This is a genomic window from Acidovorax sp. FW305-C-20-28 (genome assembly GCF_058783375.1).
Genome location: NZ_JBYSYM010000008.1, coordinates 1 through 16,469, shown reverse-complemented (window position 1 = coordinate 16,469; position 16,469 = coordinate 1). Strand labels below are relative to the sequence as shown.

17 protein-coding genes are annotated in these 16,469 nt (G+C 68.4%); 12 read left to right on the top strand and 5 right to left on the bottom strand.

Annotated elements, in window-relative coordinates; genetic code table 11:
- Positions 1 to 15: 15 nt before the first annotated feature.
- The 5 genes from ssuD to AC3WOH_RS11355 form a co-directional block, all read right to left on the bottom strand.
- Positions 16 to 1,179, bottom strand: a complete 1,164-nt coding sequence (gene ssuD, locus AC3WOH_RS11375) for an FMNH2-dependent alkanesulfonate monooxygenase (protein ID WP_492229445.1) — start codon at positions 1,177 to 1,179, stop codon at positions 16 to 18.
- A 22-nt stretch (positions 1,180 to 1,201) separates the two neighbouring features.
- Positions 1,202 to 1,330 carry a hypothetical protein gene (locus tag AC3WOH_RS11370; protein WP_260420321.1) on the bottom strand — a complete coding sequence of 43 codons (129 nt, stop codon included), beginning with the start codon at positions 1,328 to 1,330 and terminating at the stop codon, positions 1,202 to 1,204.
- 27 nt (positions 1,331 to 1,357) lie between these two features.
- Positions 1,358 to 2,335: a sulfonate ABC transporter substrate-binding protein gene (locus AC3WOH_RS11365; protein ID WP_492229444.1), complete on the bottom strand. Its 978-nt coding sequence runs from the start codon at positions 2,333 to 2,335 to the stop codon at positions 1,358 to 1,360.
- Positions 2,336 to 2,481: 146 nt separating this feature from the next.
- On the bottom strand, positions 2,482 to 3,072 hold the full coding sequence (gene ssuE / locus AC3WOH_RS11360; protein ID WP_492229443.1) for an NADPH-dependent FMN reductase: 591 nt from the start codon (positions 3,070 to 3,072) through the stop codon (positions 2,482 to 2,484).
- Positions 3,073 to 3,198: 126 nt separating this feature from the next.
- On the bottom strand, positions 3,199 to 4,221 hold the full coding sequence (locus AC3WOH_RS11355; RefSeq protein WP_492229442.1) for a sulfate ABC transporter substrate-binding protein: 1,023 nt from the start codon (positions 4,219 to 4,221) through the stop codon (positions 3,199 to 3,201).
- A gap of 135 nt (positions 4,222 to 4,356) precedes the next feature.
- Here AC3WOH_RS11355 and AC3WOH_RS11350 point away from each other — a divergent pair, with 135 nt between their 5' ends.
- From AC3WOH_RS11350 to AC3WOH_RS11295, 12 genes are all read left to right on the top strand, one after another.
- Positions 4,357 to 4,629, top strand: a complete 273-nt coding sequence (locus AC3WOH_RS11350) for an oxidative damage protection protein (RefSeq protein WP_007857110.1) — start codon at positions 4,357 to 4,359, stop codon at positions 4,627 to 4,629.
- Positions 4,630 to 4,647: 18 nt separating this feature from the next.
- Positions 4,648 to 6,558: a bifunctional tRNA (5-methylaminomethyl-2-thiouridine)(34)-methyltransferase MnmC2/FAD-dependent 5-carboxymethylaminomethyl-2-thiouridine(34) oxidoreductase MnmC1 gene (mnmC, locus tag AC3WOH_RS11345; RefSeq protein WP_492229441.1), complete on the top strand. Its 1,911-nt coding sequence runs from the start codon at positions 4,648 to 4,650 to the stop codon at positions 6,556 to 6,558.
- Positions 6,559 to 6,694: 136 nt separating this feature from the next.
- A complete protein-coding gene (locus tag AC3WOH_RS11340) occupies positions 6,695 to 7,498 on the top strand; it encodes a sulfite exporter TauE/SafE family protein (protein WP_492229440.1) in 804 nt (267 codons plus the stop codon).
- 10 nt (positions 7,499 to 7,508) lie between these two features.
- Positions 7,509 to 9,296 (top strand): nitrite/sulfite reductase, encoded by a 1,788-nt coding sequence (locus tag AC3WOH_RS11335; RefSeq protein WP_492229439.1) that lies wholly within the window; start codon positions 7,509 to 7,511, stop codon positions 9,294 to 9,296.
- 21 nt (positions 9,297 to 9,317) lie between these two features.
- A complete protein-coding gene (locus AC3WOH_RS11330) occupies positions 9,318 to 9,707 on the top strand; it encodes a DUF934 domain-containing protein (RefSeq protein ID WP_492229438.1) in 390 nt (129 codons plus the stop codon).
- A gap of 33 nt (positions 9,708 to 9,740) precedes the next feature.
- Positions 9,741 to 10,364 (top strand): phosphoadenosine phosphosulfate reductase domain-containing protein, encoded by a 624-nt coding sequence (locus tag AC3WOH_RS11325; protein WP_492229437.1) that lies wholly within the window; start codon positions 9,741 to 9,743, stop codon positions 10,362 to 10,364.
- 19 nt (positions 10,365 to 10,383) lie between these two features.
- Positions 10,384 to 11,334: a sulfate adenylyltransferase subunit CysD gene (gene cysD, locus AC3WOH_RS11320; protein WP_492229436.1), complete on the top strand. Its 951-nt coding sequence runs from the start codon at positions 10,384 to 10,386 to the stop codon at positions 11,332 to 11,334.
- Positions 11,334 to 12,686, top strand: coding sequence for a sulfate adenylyltransferase subunit 1 (locus tag AC3WOH_RS11315; RefSeq protein WP_492229435.1), 1,353 nt, complete (start codon positions 11,334 to 11,336; stop codon positions 12,684 to 12,686). Before cysD ends, AC3WOH_RS11315 begins: the two co-directional genes overlap by 1 nt.
- 135 nt (positions 12,687 to 12,821) lie before the next feature.
- The gene (fdxA, locus tag AC3WOH_RS11310) at positions 12,822 to 13,151 is read left to right on the top strand and encodes a ferredoxin FdxA (RefSeq protein WP_184860800.1); all 330 of its coding nucleotides are present in this window, start codon (positions 12,822 to 12,824) and stop codon (positions 13,149 to 13,151) included.
- Positions 13,152 to 13,174: 23 nt separating this feature from the next.
- Positions 13,175 to 14,254, top strand: a complete 1,080-nt coding sequence (locus AC3WOH_RS11305) for an NAD(P)/FAD-dependent oxidoreductase (RefSeq protein ID WP_492229434.1) — start codon at positions 13,175 to 13,177, stop codon at positions 14,252 to 14,254.
- A 54-nt stretch (positions 14,255 to 14,308) separates the two neighbouring features.
- Positions 14,309 to 15,010 carry a response regulator transcription factor gene (locus tag AC3WOH_RS11300; RefSeq protein WP_492229433.1) on the top strand — a complete coding sequence of 234 codons (702 nt, stop codon included), beginning with the start codon at positions 14,309 to 14,311 and terminating at the stop codon, positions 15,008 to 15,010.
- The gene (locus AC3WOH_RS11295; protein ID WP_492229432.1) at positions 15,007 to 16,326 is read left to right on the top strand and encodes an ATP-binding protein; all 1,320 of its coding nucleotides are present in this window, start codon (positions 15,007 to 15,009) and stop codon (positions 16,324 to 16,326) included. Before AC3WOH_RS11300 ends, AC3WOH_RS11295 begins: the two co-directional genes overlap by 4 nt.
- Positions 16,327 to 16,469: the final 143 nt, after the last annotated feature.

Below are 16,469 nucleotides of genomic sequence, written 5' to 3'. Positions count from 1 at the left end.
GCGTGTCCTCTGTGTTCAGCTCTGCGAGGCACGCGGGGGCAGCTCGTTGGCCACGGCCTCGCCGAAGGGGCCGAGCGGATTGCCGCCCGAGAGCTTTTCGCGCACACCGAGCGGCAGCAACGGGAAGACGAGTTCGGCAAAGCGGTAGGACTCCTCCAGGTGCGGGTAGCCCGAGAGCACGAAGGTATCGAGCCCCAGGGCCGCGTATTCGGTGATGCGCGCAGCCACGGTCTCGGGGTCGCCCACCAATGCCGTGCCCGCGCCGCCGCGCACCAGGCCCACGCCGGCCCACAGGTTGGGGCTGATCTCCAGGTCAGCGCGCGAACGCTTGGCACCGCCGGCATGCAGGCGCGCCATGCGCCGCTGGCCTTCGGAGTCCATGCGCGCGAACACCGCCTGGGCGCGCACCACGGTGGCATCGTCCACGTGGCTGATGAGTTCCTCGGCCGCAGCCCAGGCCTGTGCATCGGTCTCGCGCACGATGACGTGCAGACGGATGCCGAATTTCACCGTGCGGCCCTGCTTGGCCGCCCGTGCCCGCACGTCAGCCACCTTCTTGGCCACCTCGGCCGGGGGTTCGCCCCAGGTCAGGTAGGTCTCCACCTGCTCGGCCGCCAGGTCGTGCGCGGCTTCGGACGAGCCGCCGAAGTACACCGGCGGATGCGGCTGCTGCACGGGCGGGAACAGCAGCTTGGCGCCCTTCACCGTGAGGTGCCGGCCCTCGAAGTCATAGGTCTCTCCCGTGTGGCTGCGCGCCATGATCTCGCGCCAGATGCGGATGAACTCGGCCGACTGCTCATAGCGCGTGGCGTGGTCCAGGAACACGCCGTCCCCCTCCAACTCGCTCTGGTCGCCGCCGGTCACCAGGTTGATGAGCAGACGCCCGCCCGACAACCGGTCGAAGGTGGCTGCCATGCGCGCCGCCAGTGCGGGCTGGTGCAGGCCGGGGCGCACGGCGACCAGGAACTTGAGCTTTTTGGTCACAGCGATCAGGCTCGACGCGATGACCCAAGGGTCCTCGCAGGAGCGGCCCGTGGGGATGAGCACGCCTTCGTAGCCCAGGCTGTCGGCCGCCACGGCCACCTGCTGCAGGTAGTCGTGCGTGAGCTGGCGCGCGCCCTTGGAGGTGCCCAGGTAACGGCTGTCGCCGTGGGTCGGGATGAACCAGAAGATCTGCATGGGAAACCTCTTTGTTATTGCTTCAGTAGGAGATGGCGAAGCCGAACCGGGGAGCGCCCACACCCGCGCAGCGCGGCCGGGTGGGCAGGCCCCAGGCGCCGGCCGTCACGCACAGCACGCGGCGCAGTTGCGCGTGCAGGGGGAAAGGCATGGGGGTGTGCATACAGGCTCCCGGGGATCAGGATGCGCTGAGGTCCACGGGCGCGGCGTGCAGCAGGTTGAGCTTCTTGGGGATGAGCTTGAGCTCGAAGAAGGTGTCGGCAATCGACTGCTGCTCGGCGATGATCTCGCGCGTCACCGGGGCCGTGCCGAACTTCGCACGGCTCAGGTACAGCTCGGTGATGCTGCGGTCCAGGCCCAGCACCGTGGTCAGCTCGGCCGCTGCCGCCGACTGGTTCTTCGACGCCCAGGTGTCGATGGCGTTGACTTCTTCGATGGCGATGCGCAGCACATCGGCATTGCGCGTGGCGTAGTCGCGCGAGGTGAAGTAGTAGGCGCGGTTGTTGACGATGCCCGTGGCATCGACCAGCAGGCGCGCATCCAGCGTCTTCTGCGCGGCGGCGAGGAAGGGGTCCCAGATGATCCAGGCATCGACCGCCCCCTTCTCGAAGGCGGCGCGCGCGTCCGCGGGCGCCAGGAAGATGGACTGCACGTCGCCGTACTTCAGGCCGTTCTTCTCCAGCAGCTTGACCAGGAAATACTGCACGTTGGAGCCCTTGTTGTAGGCCACACGCTTGCCCTTGAGGTCCGCCACGCTGCGGATGGCGGAATCCTTGGGCACGATCACCGCCTCCAGCGCCGGGCGCGGCACCGTGGCGCCGGCATACACCAGCGGGGCGCCGGCAGCCTGGGCAAAGATGGGTGGGGCCTCGCCCACATCACCGAAGTCGATGGAGCCTACGTTCAGGGCTTCGAGCTGCACCGGACCAGCGTTGAACTCGGTCCAGCTGACCTTCACGCCCAGCGGGGCCAGGCGTTTTTCGAGCGTGCCCCGGCCCTTGAGGATGGAGAGCCAGCCCTTTTGGTGGCCGATGCGCAGCACGCGGCCCGAAGACTGGGCCAGGGCCTGGCCGCCCGCGGCGGCAAAAGCGGCGGCTGCCAGGCTGGAGAGGACCACCTGGCGGCGGCGCGAAGAAAGGATGGAAGCTTGTGTCATGGCGATGTGTCTTTCAGCAATGTCTGGGCATGCAGCGGCCCGGCCTGCCCGCAATGGCGGTCAGCGGCCCGAAAACAGGAAGGAAACGGAGAGGAAGGAGGCGGACGCCACCAGTCACCTGAAAGGCGCTGGCAGCCCCTTTTGCGTCAGACGCTACATCGCACCTGCGAGAAGTGCACCGGCGCGAAGCGGCCGGCCTGGGCCGCAGGGGGGCGCAGGTTCTCGGTGATGAGCACGTTCACGGCATCGTCCAGGCGCGCGGCGATGTCGGCATGCAGGTCGTAGGCGCCTTCGGGCGTGAGGGCCACCTGGGCGTCGGTGGCATAGATGCCGGGCAGGATGCTCTTGGCGCCGAGCGACTGCAGCACGGGCCGCAGCGCATAGTCCAGCGCCAGCATGTGGTGCGGGCTGCCGCCGGTGGCCAGGGGCAGCACGGTCTTGCCCTTGAGCGCGGTCTGCGGCAGCAGGTCCAGAAAGACCTTGAGCACGCCGCTGTAGGCGGCCTTGTAGACCGGGGTGGCCACTACCAGCACCCGGGCCTGGGCCACCTGATCGATGGCGCCCACCACCGTGGGGTGGGCAAAGTCGGCCAGCAGCAGGGCCTCTGGCGACAGGTCGCGGATGTGGATGCGGTCCACCAGCGCGCCACGGCCCGACAGGCGCTGGGCCACGGCGTCCAGCAACGCTGCGGAGCGTGAGCGTTCCGACGGACTGCCGGCAATGAGAAGGGCGGACATAGGGTCAGGCAATTCGTAAGGGCGTAGCTCTGCAAGCGCCACCGTGGATCCGGCTTTGCCGGGCCACGGGTGGCGCCCCTTGAGGGGGAGGCGGTGAGGCGACCCGGGGGCCGCCTCGGGGTGAAGTTACTTTTTGGTGTAGATCTGGTCGAAGCTGGCGTTGTCGGCGAAGTGGTCCTTGGCCGCCTTGTCCCAGCCGCCAAAGGCGTCGTTGATGGTGAACAGGTTCAGCTTGGGAAACTGCTTGGCGTACTTGGCCTTGGCCTTCTCGGACACGGCGGGGCGGTAGAAGTGCTTGCCGGCGATGTCCTGGCCCTCTTCGGTGTACAGGTACTTGAGGTATTCCTCGGCGATGGCACGGGTGCCCTTCTTGTCCACGTTCTTGTCCACCACGGTCACGGCGGGCTCGGCCAGGATGGAGAGCGACGGCGCGATCACGTCGAACTTGGTGCCGAATTCCTTTTCCAGCAGGTAGGCCTCGTTCTCCCAGGCGATCAGCACGTCACCCTGGTTGCGCTGGGCGAAGGTGATGGTGGAGCCGCGCGCACCGGTGTCCAGCACGGGCACGTTGCCATAGAGCTTGGCCACGAAGTCCTTGGCCTTGGCATCGCCGCCCAGCTTGCGCTTGGCGAACTCCCAGGCGGCCAGGTAGTTCCAGCGTGCGCCGCCCGAGGTCTTGGGGTTGGGCGTGATCACGCTGATACCGGGCTTGATGAGGTCGTCCCAGTCCTTGATGCCCTTGGGGTTGCCCTGGCGCACCACCAGCACGATGGTCGATGTGTAGGGCGAGCTGTTGTGCGGCAGGCGCTTTTGCCAGTCCTTGGGGATCCAGCCGCCATTGGCGTTCAGCGCGTCGGTGTCGCCGGCCAGGGCCAGGGTGGCCACATCGGCATCGAGCCCGTCGATGATGGAGCGTGCCTGCTTGCCCGAGCCGCCATGCGACTGCTTGATCGTCACGTCCTGGCCGGTCTTGCCTTTCCAGTACTTGGCAAAGGCCTGGTTGAAGTCCACATACAGCTCGCGGGTGGGGTCGTACGAGACGTTGAGCAGGGTCACGGACTGGGCAAACGACGGCAATGCCGTCAGGGCCAAGCTGCCCACCAGAGCGGCGGCGGCAGGAAACTTGATAAAGTCGCGGCGAAAATTCATGGAGAGCCTCTTTGATGGGATGCGGATGGGTGCCAAGCACCGATGGACCGCATTCTGGAAGGCCTCCATCAAAACTGAAACAACTAAGATTTCAGTTCTTTATACCGAAACTATCTGAGCACAAGGAAATCCCCCATGGCACGTACCGTTCAATGCATCAAGCTCGGCAAGGAAGCCGAAGGCCTGGATTTCCCCCCCTATCCAGGCGAGTTGGGCAAGCGCATCTGGGAAAGCGTGAGCAAGGAGGCCTGGGCCGGCTGGCTCAAGCACCAGACCATGCTGGTCAATGAGAACCGCCTGAACCTGGCAGACGCCCGCGCCCGCCAGTACCTGGCACGCCAGATGGAAAACCACTTCTTCGGCGGCGGCGCCGATGCGGCTGCGGGCTACGTGCCCCCCAGCCCATAAACAGCGCCCCCGTCCTTCATGTCCGAGCCTGTCGAATGGCTGCCGGACGGCACCCCCTACAGCCCCCGCTTCGGCGACCGCTACCACAGTGAAAACGGCGGCCTCACGCAGGCCCGCCAGGTCTTCCTGCACGGCTGCGGTCTGCCTGCGGCATGGGCCGGGCAAACGCAATGGCGCATCCTGGAAACCGGGTTCGGCTTCGGCCTGAACTTCCTGGTGACCTGGGCCTCCTGGCGTGCCGATCCCGCGCGCTGCACGCTGCTGCACTTCGTCTCCACCGAGGCCTGGCCCGTGGGGGCCGGGGACCTGCTGCGCGCCACCACCGTCCACCCCGATCTGGCGCCGCTGGCGCGGGAACTGCATGCCCAGTGGTGGGGCCTGCTGCCCGGTGTCCATCGGCTCAGCTTCGAGGGCGGGCGGGTGCTGCTCACCCTGTATGTGGGCGACACCCAGGCCATGCTGCGCCAGCAGCTGCCCACGGCGGATTCCATCTACCTCGATGGTTTCAGTCCCCAGCGCAACCCCGGGATCTGGGACAGCCACACCCTGAAAGCCGTGGCGCGCTGCTGCCGGCGCGGCACGCGCCTGGCCACCTGGACCATTGCGCGCGCCGTGCGCGATGCGCTGGCCCAGTGCGGCTTCGAGGTCACGCGTGCGCCCGGTGTGCCGCCCAAGCGCGACAACCTGCACGCCACCTACAACCCGCACTGGGAGCCACGCACCGCGGCGCAGGCGCATGCGGAGCCGCCACCCCGGCTTCCCGGGGACTGCATCGTGATCGGCGGTGGCGTGGCCGGCGCGGCCACGGCCGCCAGCCTGGCGCGGCGCGGCTGGCGCGTACAGCTGCTGGACCACGCCGAAGTGCCGGCCGCTGGCGCATCGGGCCTGCCCGCCGGCGTGTTCGCGCCCCATGTCTCGCCCGACGACAGCCTGCTCTCGCGCCTGTCGCGCAGCGGCGTGCGTGCCACCCTGGCCCAGGCCCGCGCGTTGCTGCGCGAGGGGCTGGATTTCGGCCAGACCGGCGTGCTGGAACGGCATGCCGCCGACAAGGCGCGCAACAAGGCCCTGCCGGCAAGCTGGGCCGAGGGCGCGGGCGCCGACTGGAGCCAGCCGGCCAGCGACGCCACCCTGGCACAGGCGCAACTGCCCGCGGGCACCCCTGCCAACTGGCACCCCCATGCGGGCTGGCTGCGCCCCGCGCGCCTGGTGGGCCAATTGCTGGCCCAGCCCGGCATCACCTGGCAAGGAGGCAGCCACGTGTCCCGCCTGCAGCGCAAGGAGGGAGCCGACGGCCCCTGGCAGGCGCTGGATGCCACCTGCCGGGTGCTGGCCGAGGCCCCGGTGGTGGTGATCGCCGCAGGGGCCGACAGCCGCACACTGCTGGACAACCACTGGCCGCTGCAGGCCCTGCGCGGGCAGGTCTCGGTGGGCACCTATGCCGCGGGCGAAGCCCCGCTGGCCCCCTTCCCACTCAACGGAAATGGCAACCTGGTGCCCGACTTTCCTCTGTCCGGCGACGGCGACACCCCGCGCGCCTGGATCATGGGGTCGACCTTCGAGCGCGGCCTGACCGCCCTGCCCCCGACGCCCGCCGAGCAGCAGGAGGCCCACACCGCCAACTTCGCCAAGATGCAGGGCCTGCTGCCGCCTGCTGCTGAACGCCTGCAGGCAGCCTTTGCGGCCCCGGCCGGCCACCTGCGCACCTGGGCCGCCGTGCGCTGCACCCTGCACGACCGGCTGCCCGTGGTGGGCCCAGTCGATGCGGCGGCCCTGCCCGGCCTGTGGGCCTGCACGGCCATGGGCGCGCGCGGGCTGACCCTGTCGGTGCTGTGCGGCGAGTTGCTCGCGGCACGGCTGCAGGGGGAGCCTCTGCCACTCGATGCCAAGCTCGCCAGGGCCCTGGGGGCCGAGCGCCTTGCCAAGGTGTAAGCAACTTGCAACATTCGCGGAACCCCCATCAAGCCCAGAGAAAACCCGCGCCCACATTGGCGCATAAGCTTATCCGCATAAGGGCAGGACAAAACAATAGTTTGCTTTCATAAGGAGCACTCTTACATTCCCTGCCATGCACGATCTGGCGTTTGTCTTTGCGGGGTTTGCGGTCGGCCTCATCGTCGGCCTGACCGGTGTGGGTGGCGGCTCGCTGATGACGCCGGTGCTGATCTTCTTCTTCGGCATCAAGCCGCACCTGGCCATCGGCACCGACCTGCTGTTCGCCGCCTTCACCAAGATGGGCGGCACCGTGAGCATGGCACGCCAGCGCCTGGTGCCCTGGCGCGTGGTGGGCCAGCTGTGCGCGGGCAGCATCCCGGCGGCCATCCTGGCACTGTGGGCGCTCAAGGAACTGGGGCCGGCCAGCGCCCAGGCCCAGCGCATCATGACCACCACGCTGGGCTTTGCCCTGCTGCTCACGGCGGCTGCCACGCTGTACAAGGTGATTGCCTTTTCGCGCCAGCGCCAGGCCGCCGAGCAGGCCCTGCGCCAGGCCAATGCCGAGCAGGCCACGCGCCCGCGCCACTGGAGTCTGCCCGTGCTGCTGGGCGCCGTCATCGGCACCCTGGTCACCTTCACCTCGGTCGGCGCCGGCGCCATCGGCGTCACCGTGCTGCTGCTGGTCTACCCCCTGCTGCCGCTGCCGCGCATCATCGGCGCCGATATCGCCTACGCCGTGCCGCTCACCCTGGTGGCGGGCCTGGGCCATGCCTCTCTTGGCTCCGTGGATTGGGGTTTGCTTGCACAATTGCTGGCTGGCTCGCTGCCGGGCATCTGGCTGGGCTCCCGCCTGGTCACCCGCACGCCCGAGCGCCTGATCCGCTCTGCCCTGTCCGTCCTGCTGGCCTGGGCGGGCGCCAAACTCATATTGATCTAAGCCCACGACGATGTACCAATACACAGAATTCGACAAGCAGTTCGTCCACCAGCGCTCGCACCAGTTCCGCGACCAGCTCGAGCGCTGGCAGGCCGGCAAGCTGACCGAGGACGATTTCCGCCCGCTGCGCCTGCAGAACGGCTGGTACGTGCAGCGCTATGCGCCCATGCTGCGCGTGGCCGTGCCCTACGGCGAGATCGCCAGCCGCCAACTGCGCGTGCTGGCCACCATCGCACGGGACTACGACGAGCCCGAAGCGGCGGTGTTCAAGGCCGCCATGGAGGGCCAGGGCCTGCTGGGCACCACCTTCCTGCCCAAGAACTGCGCGCACTTCACCACGCGCACCAATGTGCAGTTCAACTGGATCCCGCTGTCGAAAAGTGCCGACGTGATGGACCTGCTGGCCAGCGTGGACATGCACGGCATCCAGACCAGCGGAAACTGCATCCGCAACACCACCACCGATGCCCTGGCCGGCATCGCCGTGGACGAGCTGATCGACCCGCGCCCCTACGCCGAGATCCTGCGCCAGTGGACCACGCTGCACCCCGAGTTCGCCTTCCTGCCGCGCAAGTTCAAGATCGCCATCAGCGGCGCCGCCGATGACCGGGCCGCCACTGGCTGGCACGACGTGGGCCTGCACATGGCCCGCAATGAAGCCGGCGAAATCGGCTTCAAGGTCTTCGTGGGCGGCGGCATGGGCCGCACCCCGGTGGTGGGCACCGTGATCCGCGAGTTCCTGCCCTGGAACCAGATCATGAACTACATCGAGGCCATCGTGCGCGTGTACAACGAGCACGGCCGCCGCGACAACAAGTACAAGGCACGCATCAAGATCCTGGTCAAGTCCGAAGGCCAGCAGTACATCGATGATGTGGAAGAAGAGTACCGCCAGATCATGGAGATCGACGGTGGCCCCCACACCGTGCCCCAGGCCGAGTTCGACCGCGTGGCCGCCTGCTTCGTGCCCCCCGTTCTGGCCGACATCGCCGACGCGGAACCGGCCGCACTCGACACCGCGCTCAAGGCCCAGGCCACCGAGCACGTGGCCTTCGGCCGCTGGCTGCAGCGCAACGTGCACGCGCACAAGAATGCGCAGCTGCGCGCCGTGACCCTGTCGTTCAAGCGCCCCGGCCAGTCGCCCGGCGATGCCACCAGCGAACAGCTCGTGGCCCTGGCCGATCTGGTGGACAAGTACTCCGCCGGCGAAGCCCGCGTGACGCACGACCAGAACGTGCTGCTGCCCTGGGTGCACGCCAGCCGCCTGTTCGAGCTGTGGCAGGAAGCCAAGGCCCTGGGCCTGGCCAGCGCCAACGTGCAACTGCTCACCGACATGATCGCCTGCCCCGGCGGCGACTTCTGCGCGCTGGCGAACGCCCGCTCGCTGCCCATCGCTGAAGCCATCACCCAGCGCTACCAGGACCTCGACGAACTCGACGACCTGGGCGAGATCGACCTGCACATCAGCGGCTGCATCAACAGCTGCGGCCACCACCACAGCGGCCACATCGGCATCCTGGGCGTGGACAAGGACGGCAAGGAGTGGTACCAGGTCACGCTGGGCGGCTCGGACGGCTCCGAGCTCTCAGGCCCGGCCGTGGCCGGCAAAGTGATCGGCCCCTCGTTCTCGGCAGCCGAAGTGCCCGACGTGATCGAGGCGGTGCTCGGCACCTACCGCGACCTGCGCGAAAGCGGCGAGACCTTCCAGAGCACCGTGCGCCGCACCGGCCTGGACCCGTTCAAGGAAGCCGCCAAAACCGCCCGCCACAAGGAAGACGCGGCCGTGGCTGCCGCCTGACAAGAAGAGATAAATATCCCCATGAAGATTCTTGCATCCCAAGACCACCAGGCACCGGCCGAAGGCGACCCACGCACCGTCGCGCTGGCCAACGATGCCGATGCGCTCAAGCTCGCCCTCGACGGTGTGGAGCGTGTGGACCTGCACTTCCCCAGCTTCACCGATGGCCGCGCCTTCAGCCAGGCCTTTCTGCTGCGCCGCCGCCGCGGCTTTGCGGGCGACATCCGCGCCACGGGCGACGTGCTGATCGACCAACTGGTGCAGATGCAGCGCACGGGCTTCTCGTCGGCCGTGCTGCGCGATGGCGTGGACCCGGCCGACGCCCAGCGCCAGTTCGAGAGATTCTCCGGCTTCTACCAGGGTGACGCGGTCCACCCCCAGCCGATCTTTGCCGACAAGGCCGCAGCGTAAGCCAGGCCCGGGCCCAGCCACACCCCACACACCATGAGCCAATTCGATCTCGCATCCGTCAACGCCGAACTCGGCCGCAACGCCGAAGGCCTCGTCACCTGGGCCCTGGGCCTGGGCCAAAGCCCCATCGTCACCACCAACTTCCGCCCCTTCGAGGCCGTGATCCTGCACATGGTCAGCCGCGTGCAGCCCGATGTGCCGGTGGTGTGGATGGACAACGGCTATAACACCGAGGCCACCTACCGCTTTGCCGACGAGGTGACGAAGCAGCTGGGCCTGAACCTCAAGATCTACCTGCCACGCCGCTCGCGCGCGCACCGCGAAGCCGTGGAAGGTGCCACGCCGGGGCTGGACGATCCGCGCCACGCGGCCTTCACCGAGGAAGTGAAGCTCGAACCCTTTGCCCGCGCCCTGCGCGAGACGGCCCCCAAGGTCTGGTTCACCGCGCTGCGCGCCAGCGACACCGCCGTGCGCGCGCAGATGGACCCGGTGAGCATCAACCCCGATGGCCTCATCAAGGTGGCGCCGCTGCTGCACTGGTCGTCCAAGGAGCTGTACGAGTACTGCCAGAAGCACGGCCTGCCCAACAACTTCGACTACGTGGACCCCACCAAGGGCGAAGAGAACCGCGAGTGCGGCCTGCACATCGCGCATTGAAACCACCGCAGAACCGACCATGAACGCCCGCACCGACGACGCGCTGCTGCAGAACAAGAACATGAGCTACCACCTGAACAATTCGCACCTCGACGCCCTGGAAGAGGAAACCATCTTCATCCTGCGCGAGGTGGCCGCTGCCTTCGAGCGCCCCACCCTGCTGTTTTCGGGCGGCAAGGATTCGCTGGTGATGCTCAAGTGCGCGGAGAAGGCCTTCGGCGCGGGCCGCATTCCCTACCCGCTGCTCATGATCGACACGGGCCACAACTTCCCCGAGGTCACAGACTTCCGTGATTCCCGCGCCAAGGAGCTGGGCGCCGAGCTCATCGTGCGCAGCGTGGAAGATTCCATGGCGCGCGGCACGGTGCGCCTGGCCCACCCGGGCGAGAGCCGCAACGTGCACCAGTCGGTCACGCTGCTCGAAGCCATCGAGGAGTTCCGCTTCGACGCGCTGATCGGTGGCGCCCGCCGCGACGAAGAGAAGGCCCGCGCCAAGGAGCGCATCTTCTCGCACCGCGACAGCTTCGGCCAATGGCAACCCAAGGCCCAGCGCCCCGAGCTGTGGACCCTGTTCAACACCCGGCTGCAGCCCGGCGAGCACTTTCGCGTGTTCCCCATCAGCAACTGGACCGAACTCGATGTGTGGCAGTACATCGACCGCGAGCAGATCGGCCTGCCCAGCATCTACTACACGCACAAGCGCGAGGTGGTGGACCGCAAGGGCCTCTTGATGCCCGTGACCGAGCTGACCCCACCGCGCGAAGGCGAGACGGTGCAGACGCGCGACGTGCGTTTTCGCACCGTGGGCGACATCACCTGCACCGCACCGGTGGAAAGCACGGCGGCCACGCCGGGCGAGATCGTCATCGAGACCCTGGCCGCCGATGTGAGCGAGCGCGGTGCGACCCGCATGGACGACAAGACGAGCGATGCCTCGATGGAAAAGCGCAAGAAGGACGGGTATTTCTGATGACCACCGCACAAGCAAGCACACCGGCCGCCGGCACCCAGGGCAACAACCACGCATCGGCCCTCAAGTTCATCACCTGCGGCAGCGTCGATGACGGCAAGAGCACGCTGATCGGCCGCCTGCTGGTGGACAGCAAGGCCGTGCTGCAGGACCACCTGGCCGGCGTGCAGCGCCAGGGCGAGACCGACCTGGCCCTGCTGACCGACGGCCTCTCGGCCGAGCGCGAGCAGGGCATCACCATCGACGTGGCCTACCGCTATTTCGCCACCGAAGAGCGCAAGTTCATCATCGGCGACGCGCCCGGTCATGAGCAGTACACGCGCAACATGGTCACCGCCGCGAGCAGCGCCGACGCCGCCGTGGTGCTGGTCGATGCGACCAAGCTCGACTGGCAGAACCCCGCCCTCGCGCTGCTGCCGCAGACCCGCCGCCACTCGCTGCTGGCCCATCTGCTGCGCGTGCACTCGCTGGTGTTCGCCGTGAACAAGCTCGACGCCGTGGCCGACCCGGCCCTGGCCTTCGCCCACATCAGCGCGGCCCTCGCCAAATTCGCCGAGGCCGCGGGCATCGCTGTGCGCGCCACGGTGCCGGTATCGGCCCTGAGGGGCTGGAACGTGGTGGATGCCCACGCCGGTTGGTGCGGCTACAACGGCCCCACCTTGCTCGCCGTGCTGGAGCAGTTGCCCAACACGCCGGCCGACACGGGCCTGGCGCTGGCCTTCCCGGTGCAGTGGGTCGAAAAATTCTCGTCCTCGTCAGACACCTCGCAGGGCCGCCGCGTGTTCTGGGGCCGCGTGGCCGCAGGCAGCGTGGCACCCGGCACGGCCGTGCAGATCTTCCCGAGCGGGCAGATCGCCACCGTGGCCCAGGTGCTGGACCATGCGCGCCGCCCCACGGGCGTGGACGCAGGCCAGAGCGCCGGCATCATCCTCGACCGCGAGGTGGACGTCTCGCGCGGTGACTGGATCCTGGCCGCCCCCGCGGCCGCGGCAGCCGCCGACGACGATTTCGACACGCCCGCCGCCGTGCCCGCCTGGCCCGCCAGCCGCGAGCTGCTGACCACCGTCGCCTGGATGGACGACGAACCCCTGGTCGCCGGCCGCGTGTACTGGGCCCTGCACGGCCACCGCTGGGTCAAGGCCAAGGTCAAGCGCGTGGTGCACCGCCTGGACATCAATACCCTGGCCGAGGAGGCTGCCACGCAGCTCGACCCCAACGCCATCGGCCATGTGGAGCTGCTGCTGCAGGAGCCCCTGCCCGCCGCCTCCTTCGCCCAGGCGCGCGTGCTCGGTTCGCTGATCCTGGTGGACACAGCGAGCCACAAAACGGCCGGTGCCGTGCTGGTTAATTGATCCGCATTCGCAACCAGAGCGCATTTGCCTCTCCAAAAACCATGGGTCACCCCTGAAGACCCCTGGTCCTCGCAACCCAAGGCCGGTGAAAGCTTCTAAAATCGAGGGTTTTCACCGACCCACACACGCCCCGTCATGACCCACGTCGTTTCCGAAAACTGCATCAAGTGCAAGTACACCGATTGTGTGGACGTCTGCCCCGTCGACTGCTTCCGTGAAGGCCCGAACATGCTCGTCATCGATCCCGATGAGTGCATCGACTGCGCCGTCTGCATCCCCGAGTGCCCGGCCAACGCCATCTTTGCCGAAGAAGACCTGCCGGCCGACCAGATCGCCTTCATCAAGATCAACGCCGATCTGGCCTTTGCCGACGGCTGGAAGAGCATCACCAAGCGCAAGCCCGCCCTGCCCGACGCCGACGAGTGGAACGGCAAGCCTGGCAAGGTCAACGAGCTGGCCCGCTGAGCGACATCGCACCTTCGCCCCCGGTGTCCACGCCCACGCAGCCCTCCTCTCCCATCGCCACGGATGCCGTGGTCATCGGCGCAGGCCCCGTGGGCCTGTTCCAGGTCTTCCAGCTCGGCCTGCAGGGCATCACCGCCCATGTGATCGACGCACTGCCCCATGCCGGCGGCCAGTGCGTGGAGCTGTACGGCGACAAGCCCATCTACGACATCCCTGGCGTGCCCGTGTGCAGCGGGCGCGAGCTGGCAGCCTTGCTGCTGCAGCAGATCGCACCGTTCAAGCCACACTGGCACCTAGGCACCCTGGTGGCCTCCGTGGCGCTGCAGGACGATGGCCGCATCCTCGTGACCACCAGCCAGGGCCGGGCGCTTTTGGCGCGCACGGTCTTCATTGCCGCCGGTGTGGGCGCCTTTGTGCCGCGCACGCTCAAGGTCGAGGGCATCGAACCCTGGGTGGGCACGCAGGTGCACTACCAGCACCTGCCTGCCGGCACCCCGGTGGCCGGCCAGCGCGTGGTGGTGCACGGCGGCGACGATGCCGCCGTGGCGCATGCCATCGCGCTCGCAGCCCTGCCCGCGGCCGAGGCGCCGGCCAGCATCCGCCTGCTGTACCGGCGTGATGCTTTCCAGGCACCGGCCGACCAACTGCAGCAGTTGCAGGCCCTGCGCGATGCGGGCCGCATCGAGGTCATCGTGGGCCAGATCACCGGTGTGGTGGCCGAGGCCGGGCGCCTGGCCGCGTTGCAGGTGGTGGACACCGAAGGCCAGACCGCCAACGAGCCGCTCGACTGCCTGATCGCCGCGCTGGGCATCTCCCCGCGCCTGGGCCCGATTGCCGACTGGGGCATCGCCATCGAGCGCAAGCAACTGGTGGTGGACACCGCCAGCTTCCGCACCAGCGTGCCCGGCATCTACGCCGTGGGCGACATCAACACCTACCCGGGCAAGCGCAAGCTCATCCTGTGCGGCTTCCACGAAGCCACGCTGGCCGCCTTTGCCGCAGCCGAGGCCCTCACCGGCGACAAGGTGGCGCTGCAGTACACGACCACCAGCCCGCGCCTGCATGCGCTGCTGGGGGTGGCCACGCCCCAGGCGGCATCCTGAATCCGACGGGGCTGTTGTGCTAACTTCAGCCCCTCCACTGCCAAAGACCTCCGCATGACCCGCTGCCTGCTGGTGGATGACGATCCCGCCATCCGCACCCTGCTGCTCGACTACCTGGGCAACTTCGGCTTTTCCACCGAGGCCGTGGGCGATGGCCGGGGCATGCGCGCCGCGCTGGCGCGCCAAGGCTTCGACGTGGTGCTGCTCGATTTGATGCTGCCCGACGAGGACGGCCTGTCCCTGTGCCAGTGGGTGCGGCGCGACCATGGCCAGTTGCCGGTGATCGTGCTCACCGCCCAGGGCGACCCCATGTCACGCGTGCTGGGGCTGGAGCTCGGGGCCGACGACTACCTGGCCAAGCCCTTCGAGCCGCGCGAGCTGGTGGCGCGCATCAAGGCCGTGCTGCGGCGCGGTGCCGCCCCTGCGCCGCAGGCCGATGCACCCCAGGTGCGCTTCGAGGGCTGGACCTTCGACCGGCTGCGGCGCGAACTGGTCTCGCCCGACGGCACCATGGTGGCCCTCTCCAGCGCCGAGTTCCGCTTGCTCGAAGCCTTCACCGCCCACGCCGGCAAGGTGCTCAGCCGCGACCGGCTGCTGGACCTCTCGCGTGCCCCGGGCGTGGTGGTGAGCGACCGCAGCATCGACCTGGCCGTCTCGCGGCTGCGTGGCAAGCTCGGCGATGGCCAGCGCGACCGACCGCTGATACGCACCATGCGCGGAGAGGGCTATCTGTTCGACGTCGAGGTGCAGCGGTGAAACCTGCGCACCCAGGCCGACGCTGGAACTGGCGCCGCCTGGACACGCTGTTCCTGCGCCTGTTCATCCTGATGTGGGTGGCGCTGGCGGGCAGCCACCTGGTGGCCTACCTCACGGTCACCAAGCTGCGCCACCAGCAGGACCTGTCCACCACGCTGTCGCGCCTGCCGCCCCTGGCCACGCTGCCGCCCGGCAACCCGATCACCGGGGCCGGCGTGCCGGGCGGACCGCCCAGGCCAGGGCCAGGGATGGGCCCAGGCGGTCCGCCGCCCATGGGCGGTGAACGCATGGCCCCACCGCCGCCCCTGCAGCCGCCAGGCGGTACGGCTGCGGGCAGCGAAGGCCGGGGCCCCAATCCCTTCACGGCGGGCAACCCGCCGCGCGTGGGCGGCCCCATGCCCATGAATTCGCTGTGGATGGACTATGGCATCCGCTTCGTGCTGATCGGCGTGGCAGCCTTCCTGGGCGCGCGCTGGCTGTCGCGCCCCATGCTGCGTCTGTCCCATGCGGCCAGCGCGCTGTCGCAGAACATCGACAAGGGCGGCAAGCCGCCCGTGATCGACGAGACCCTGGGCACTGCGGAAGTGCGCAACGCCGCCCAGGTGTTCAACCAGATGTCGCAGCGCCTCAAGGAGCAGTTCGACGCGCGCGGCCTGCACATGGCCGCCGTGTCGCACGACCTGCGCACCCCCCTCACGCGGCTGCGCATGCGTGTGGCCCAGTGGCCCGAGGGACCTGCCCAGCAGGCCGCGATCAACGACATCCGCGAGATGGACGAGATGATCGGCGACACCCTGGCGGTGCTGCGCGAGCAGCACGAGGGCAGCGAGGCCCGCTCCATCGACCTGGTGGCTTTGCTCCAGGCCCTGGTGGACGATCTGGCCGACCAGGGCCAGCCGGTGGAGCTGCTGCCACCTGGCAGCGACATGCCCGTGCGCGTGCGCGCCCGCACGGCCGCGCTGCGCCGCGTGATCGGCAACCTGGTGGGCAATGCCGTGCGCCATGGCGGCGGCGCCACCCTCACCGTGCACGCCCTGCCCGAGGGCGTGGTGCTGCACATCGACGATTCGGGGCCCGGTATTCCCGAGGCGCAGCTGGAGCAGGCCCTGGAGCCCTGGGTGCGGCTATCGCAGGATTCGCAGGCGCCCGCATCCCCCCATGCCATGGCGGGCGAGCTGCCGGCGCGCACTGCCGGTTATGGGCTGGGGCTGGCCATTGCGCGTGATCTGGCGGAGCGTGACGGCTGTCGGCTGAGTCTGCACAACCGGCCTGAAGGTGGGTTGCGGGCGCAGTTGGTGATGCCGCTGGCGGGTTGACTGCTGTTTGTGGTGAAAGATCTGCGGTGCATCTGCCACTGCTTTTAGCGGTGTGCTTTGATTGAAGGCGGAGGCCGGGATGTGCGCCCGGCGGCGCACCTACTTTCTTTTTGCGCAAAAAGAAAGTAGGCAAAGAAACAGCG

Excerpts from the sequence above, each read along its gene's own strand:
- ssuD (WP_492229445.1), bottom strand. The coding sequence starts at position 1,179 with ATGCAGATCTTCTGGTTCATCCCGACCCACGGCGACAGCCGTTACCTG.
- AC3WOH_RS11370 (WP_260420321.1), bottom strand. The coding sequence starts at position 1,330 with ATGCCTTTCCCCCTGCACGCGCAACTGCGCCGCGTGCTGTGCGTGACG.
- AC3WOH_RS11365 (WP_492229444.1), bottom strand. The coding sequence starts at position 2,335 with ATGACACAAGCTTCCATCCTTTCTTCGCGCCGCCGCCAGGTGGTCCTC.
- ssuE (WP_492229443.1), bottom strand. The coding sequence starts at position 3,072 with ATGTCCGCCCTTCTCATTGCCGGCAGTCCGTCGGAACGCTCACGCTCC.
- AC3WOH_RS11355 (WP_492229442.1), bottom strand. The coding sequence starts at position 4,221 with ATGAATTTTCGCCGCGACTTTATCAAGTTTCCTGCCGCCGCCGCTCTG.
- AC3WOH_RS11350 (WP_007857110.1), top strand. The coding sequence starts at position 4,357 with ATGGCACGTACCGTTCAATGCATCAAGCTCGGCAAGGAAGCCGAAGGC.
- mnmC (WP_492229441.1), top strand. The coding sequence starts at position 4,648 with ATGTCCGAGCCTGTCGAATGGCTGCCGGACGGCACCCCCTACAGCCCC.
- AC3WOH_RS11340 (WP_492229440.1), top strand. The coding sequence starts at position 6,695 with ATGCACGATCTGGCGTTTGTCTTTGCGGGGTTTGCGGTCGGCCTCATC.
- AC3WOH_RS11335 (WP_492229439.1), top strand. The coding sequence starts at position 7,509 with ATGTACCAATACACAGAATTCGACAAGCAGTTCGTCCACCAGCGCTCG.
- AC3WOH_RS11330 (WP_492229438.1), top strand. The coding sequence starts at position 9,318 with ATGAAGATTCTTGCATCCCAAGACCACCAGGCACCGGCCGAAGGCGAC.
- AC3WOH_RS11325 (WP_492229437.1), top strand. The coding sequence starts at position 9,741 with ATGAGCCAATTCGATCTCGCATCCGTCAACGCCGAACTCGGCCGCAAC.
- cysD (WP_492229436.1), top strand. The coding sequence starts at position 10,384 with ATGAACGCCCGCACCGACGACGCGCTGCTGCAGAACAAGAACATGAGC.
- AC3WOH_RS11315 (WP_492229435.1), top strand. The coding sequence starts at position 11,334 with ATGACCACCGCACAAGCAAGCACACCGGCCGCCGGCACCCAGGGCAAC.
- fdxA (WP_184860800.1), top strand. The coding sequence starts at position 12,822 with ATGACCCACGTCGTTTCCGAAAACTGCATCAAGTGCAAGTACACCGAT.
- AC3WOH_RS11300 (WP_492229433.1), top strand. The coding sequence starts at position 14,309 with ATGACCCGCTGCCTGCTGGTGGATGACGATCCCGCCATCCGCACCCTG.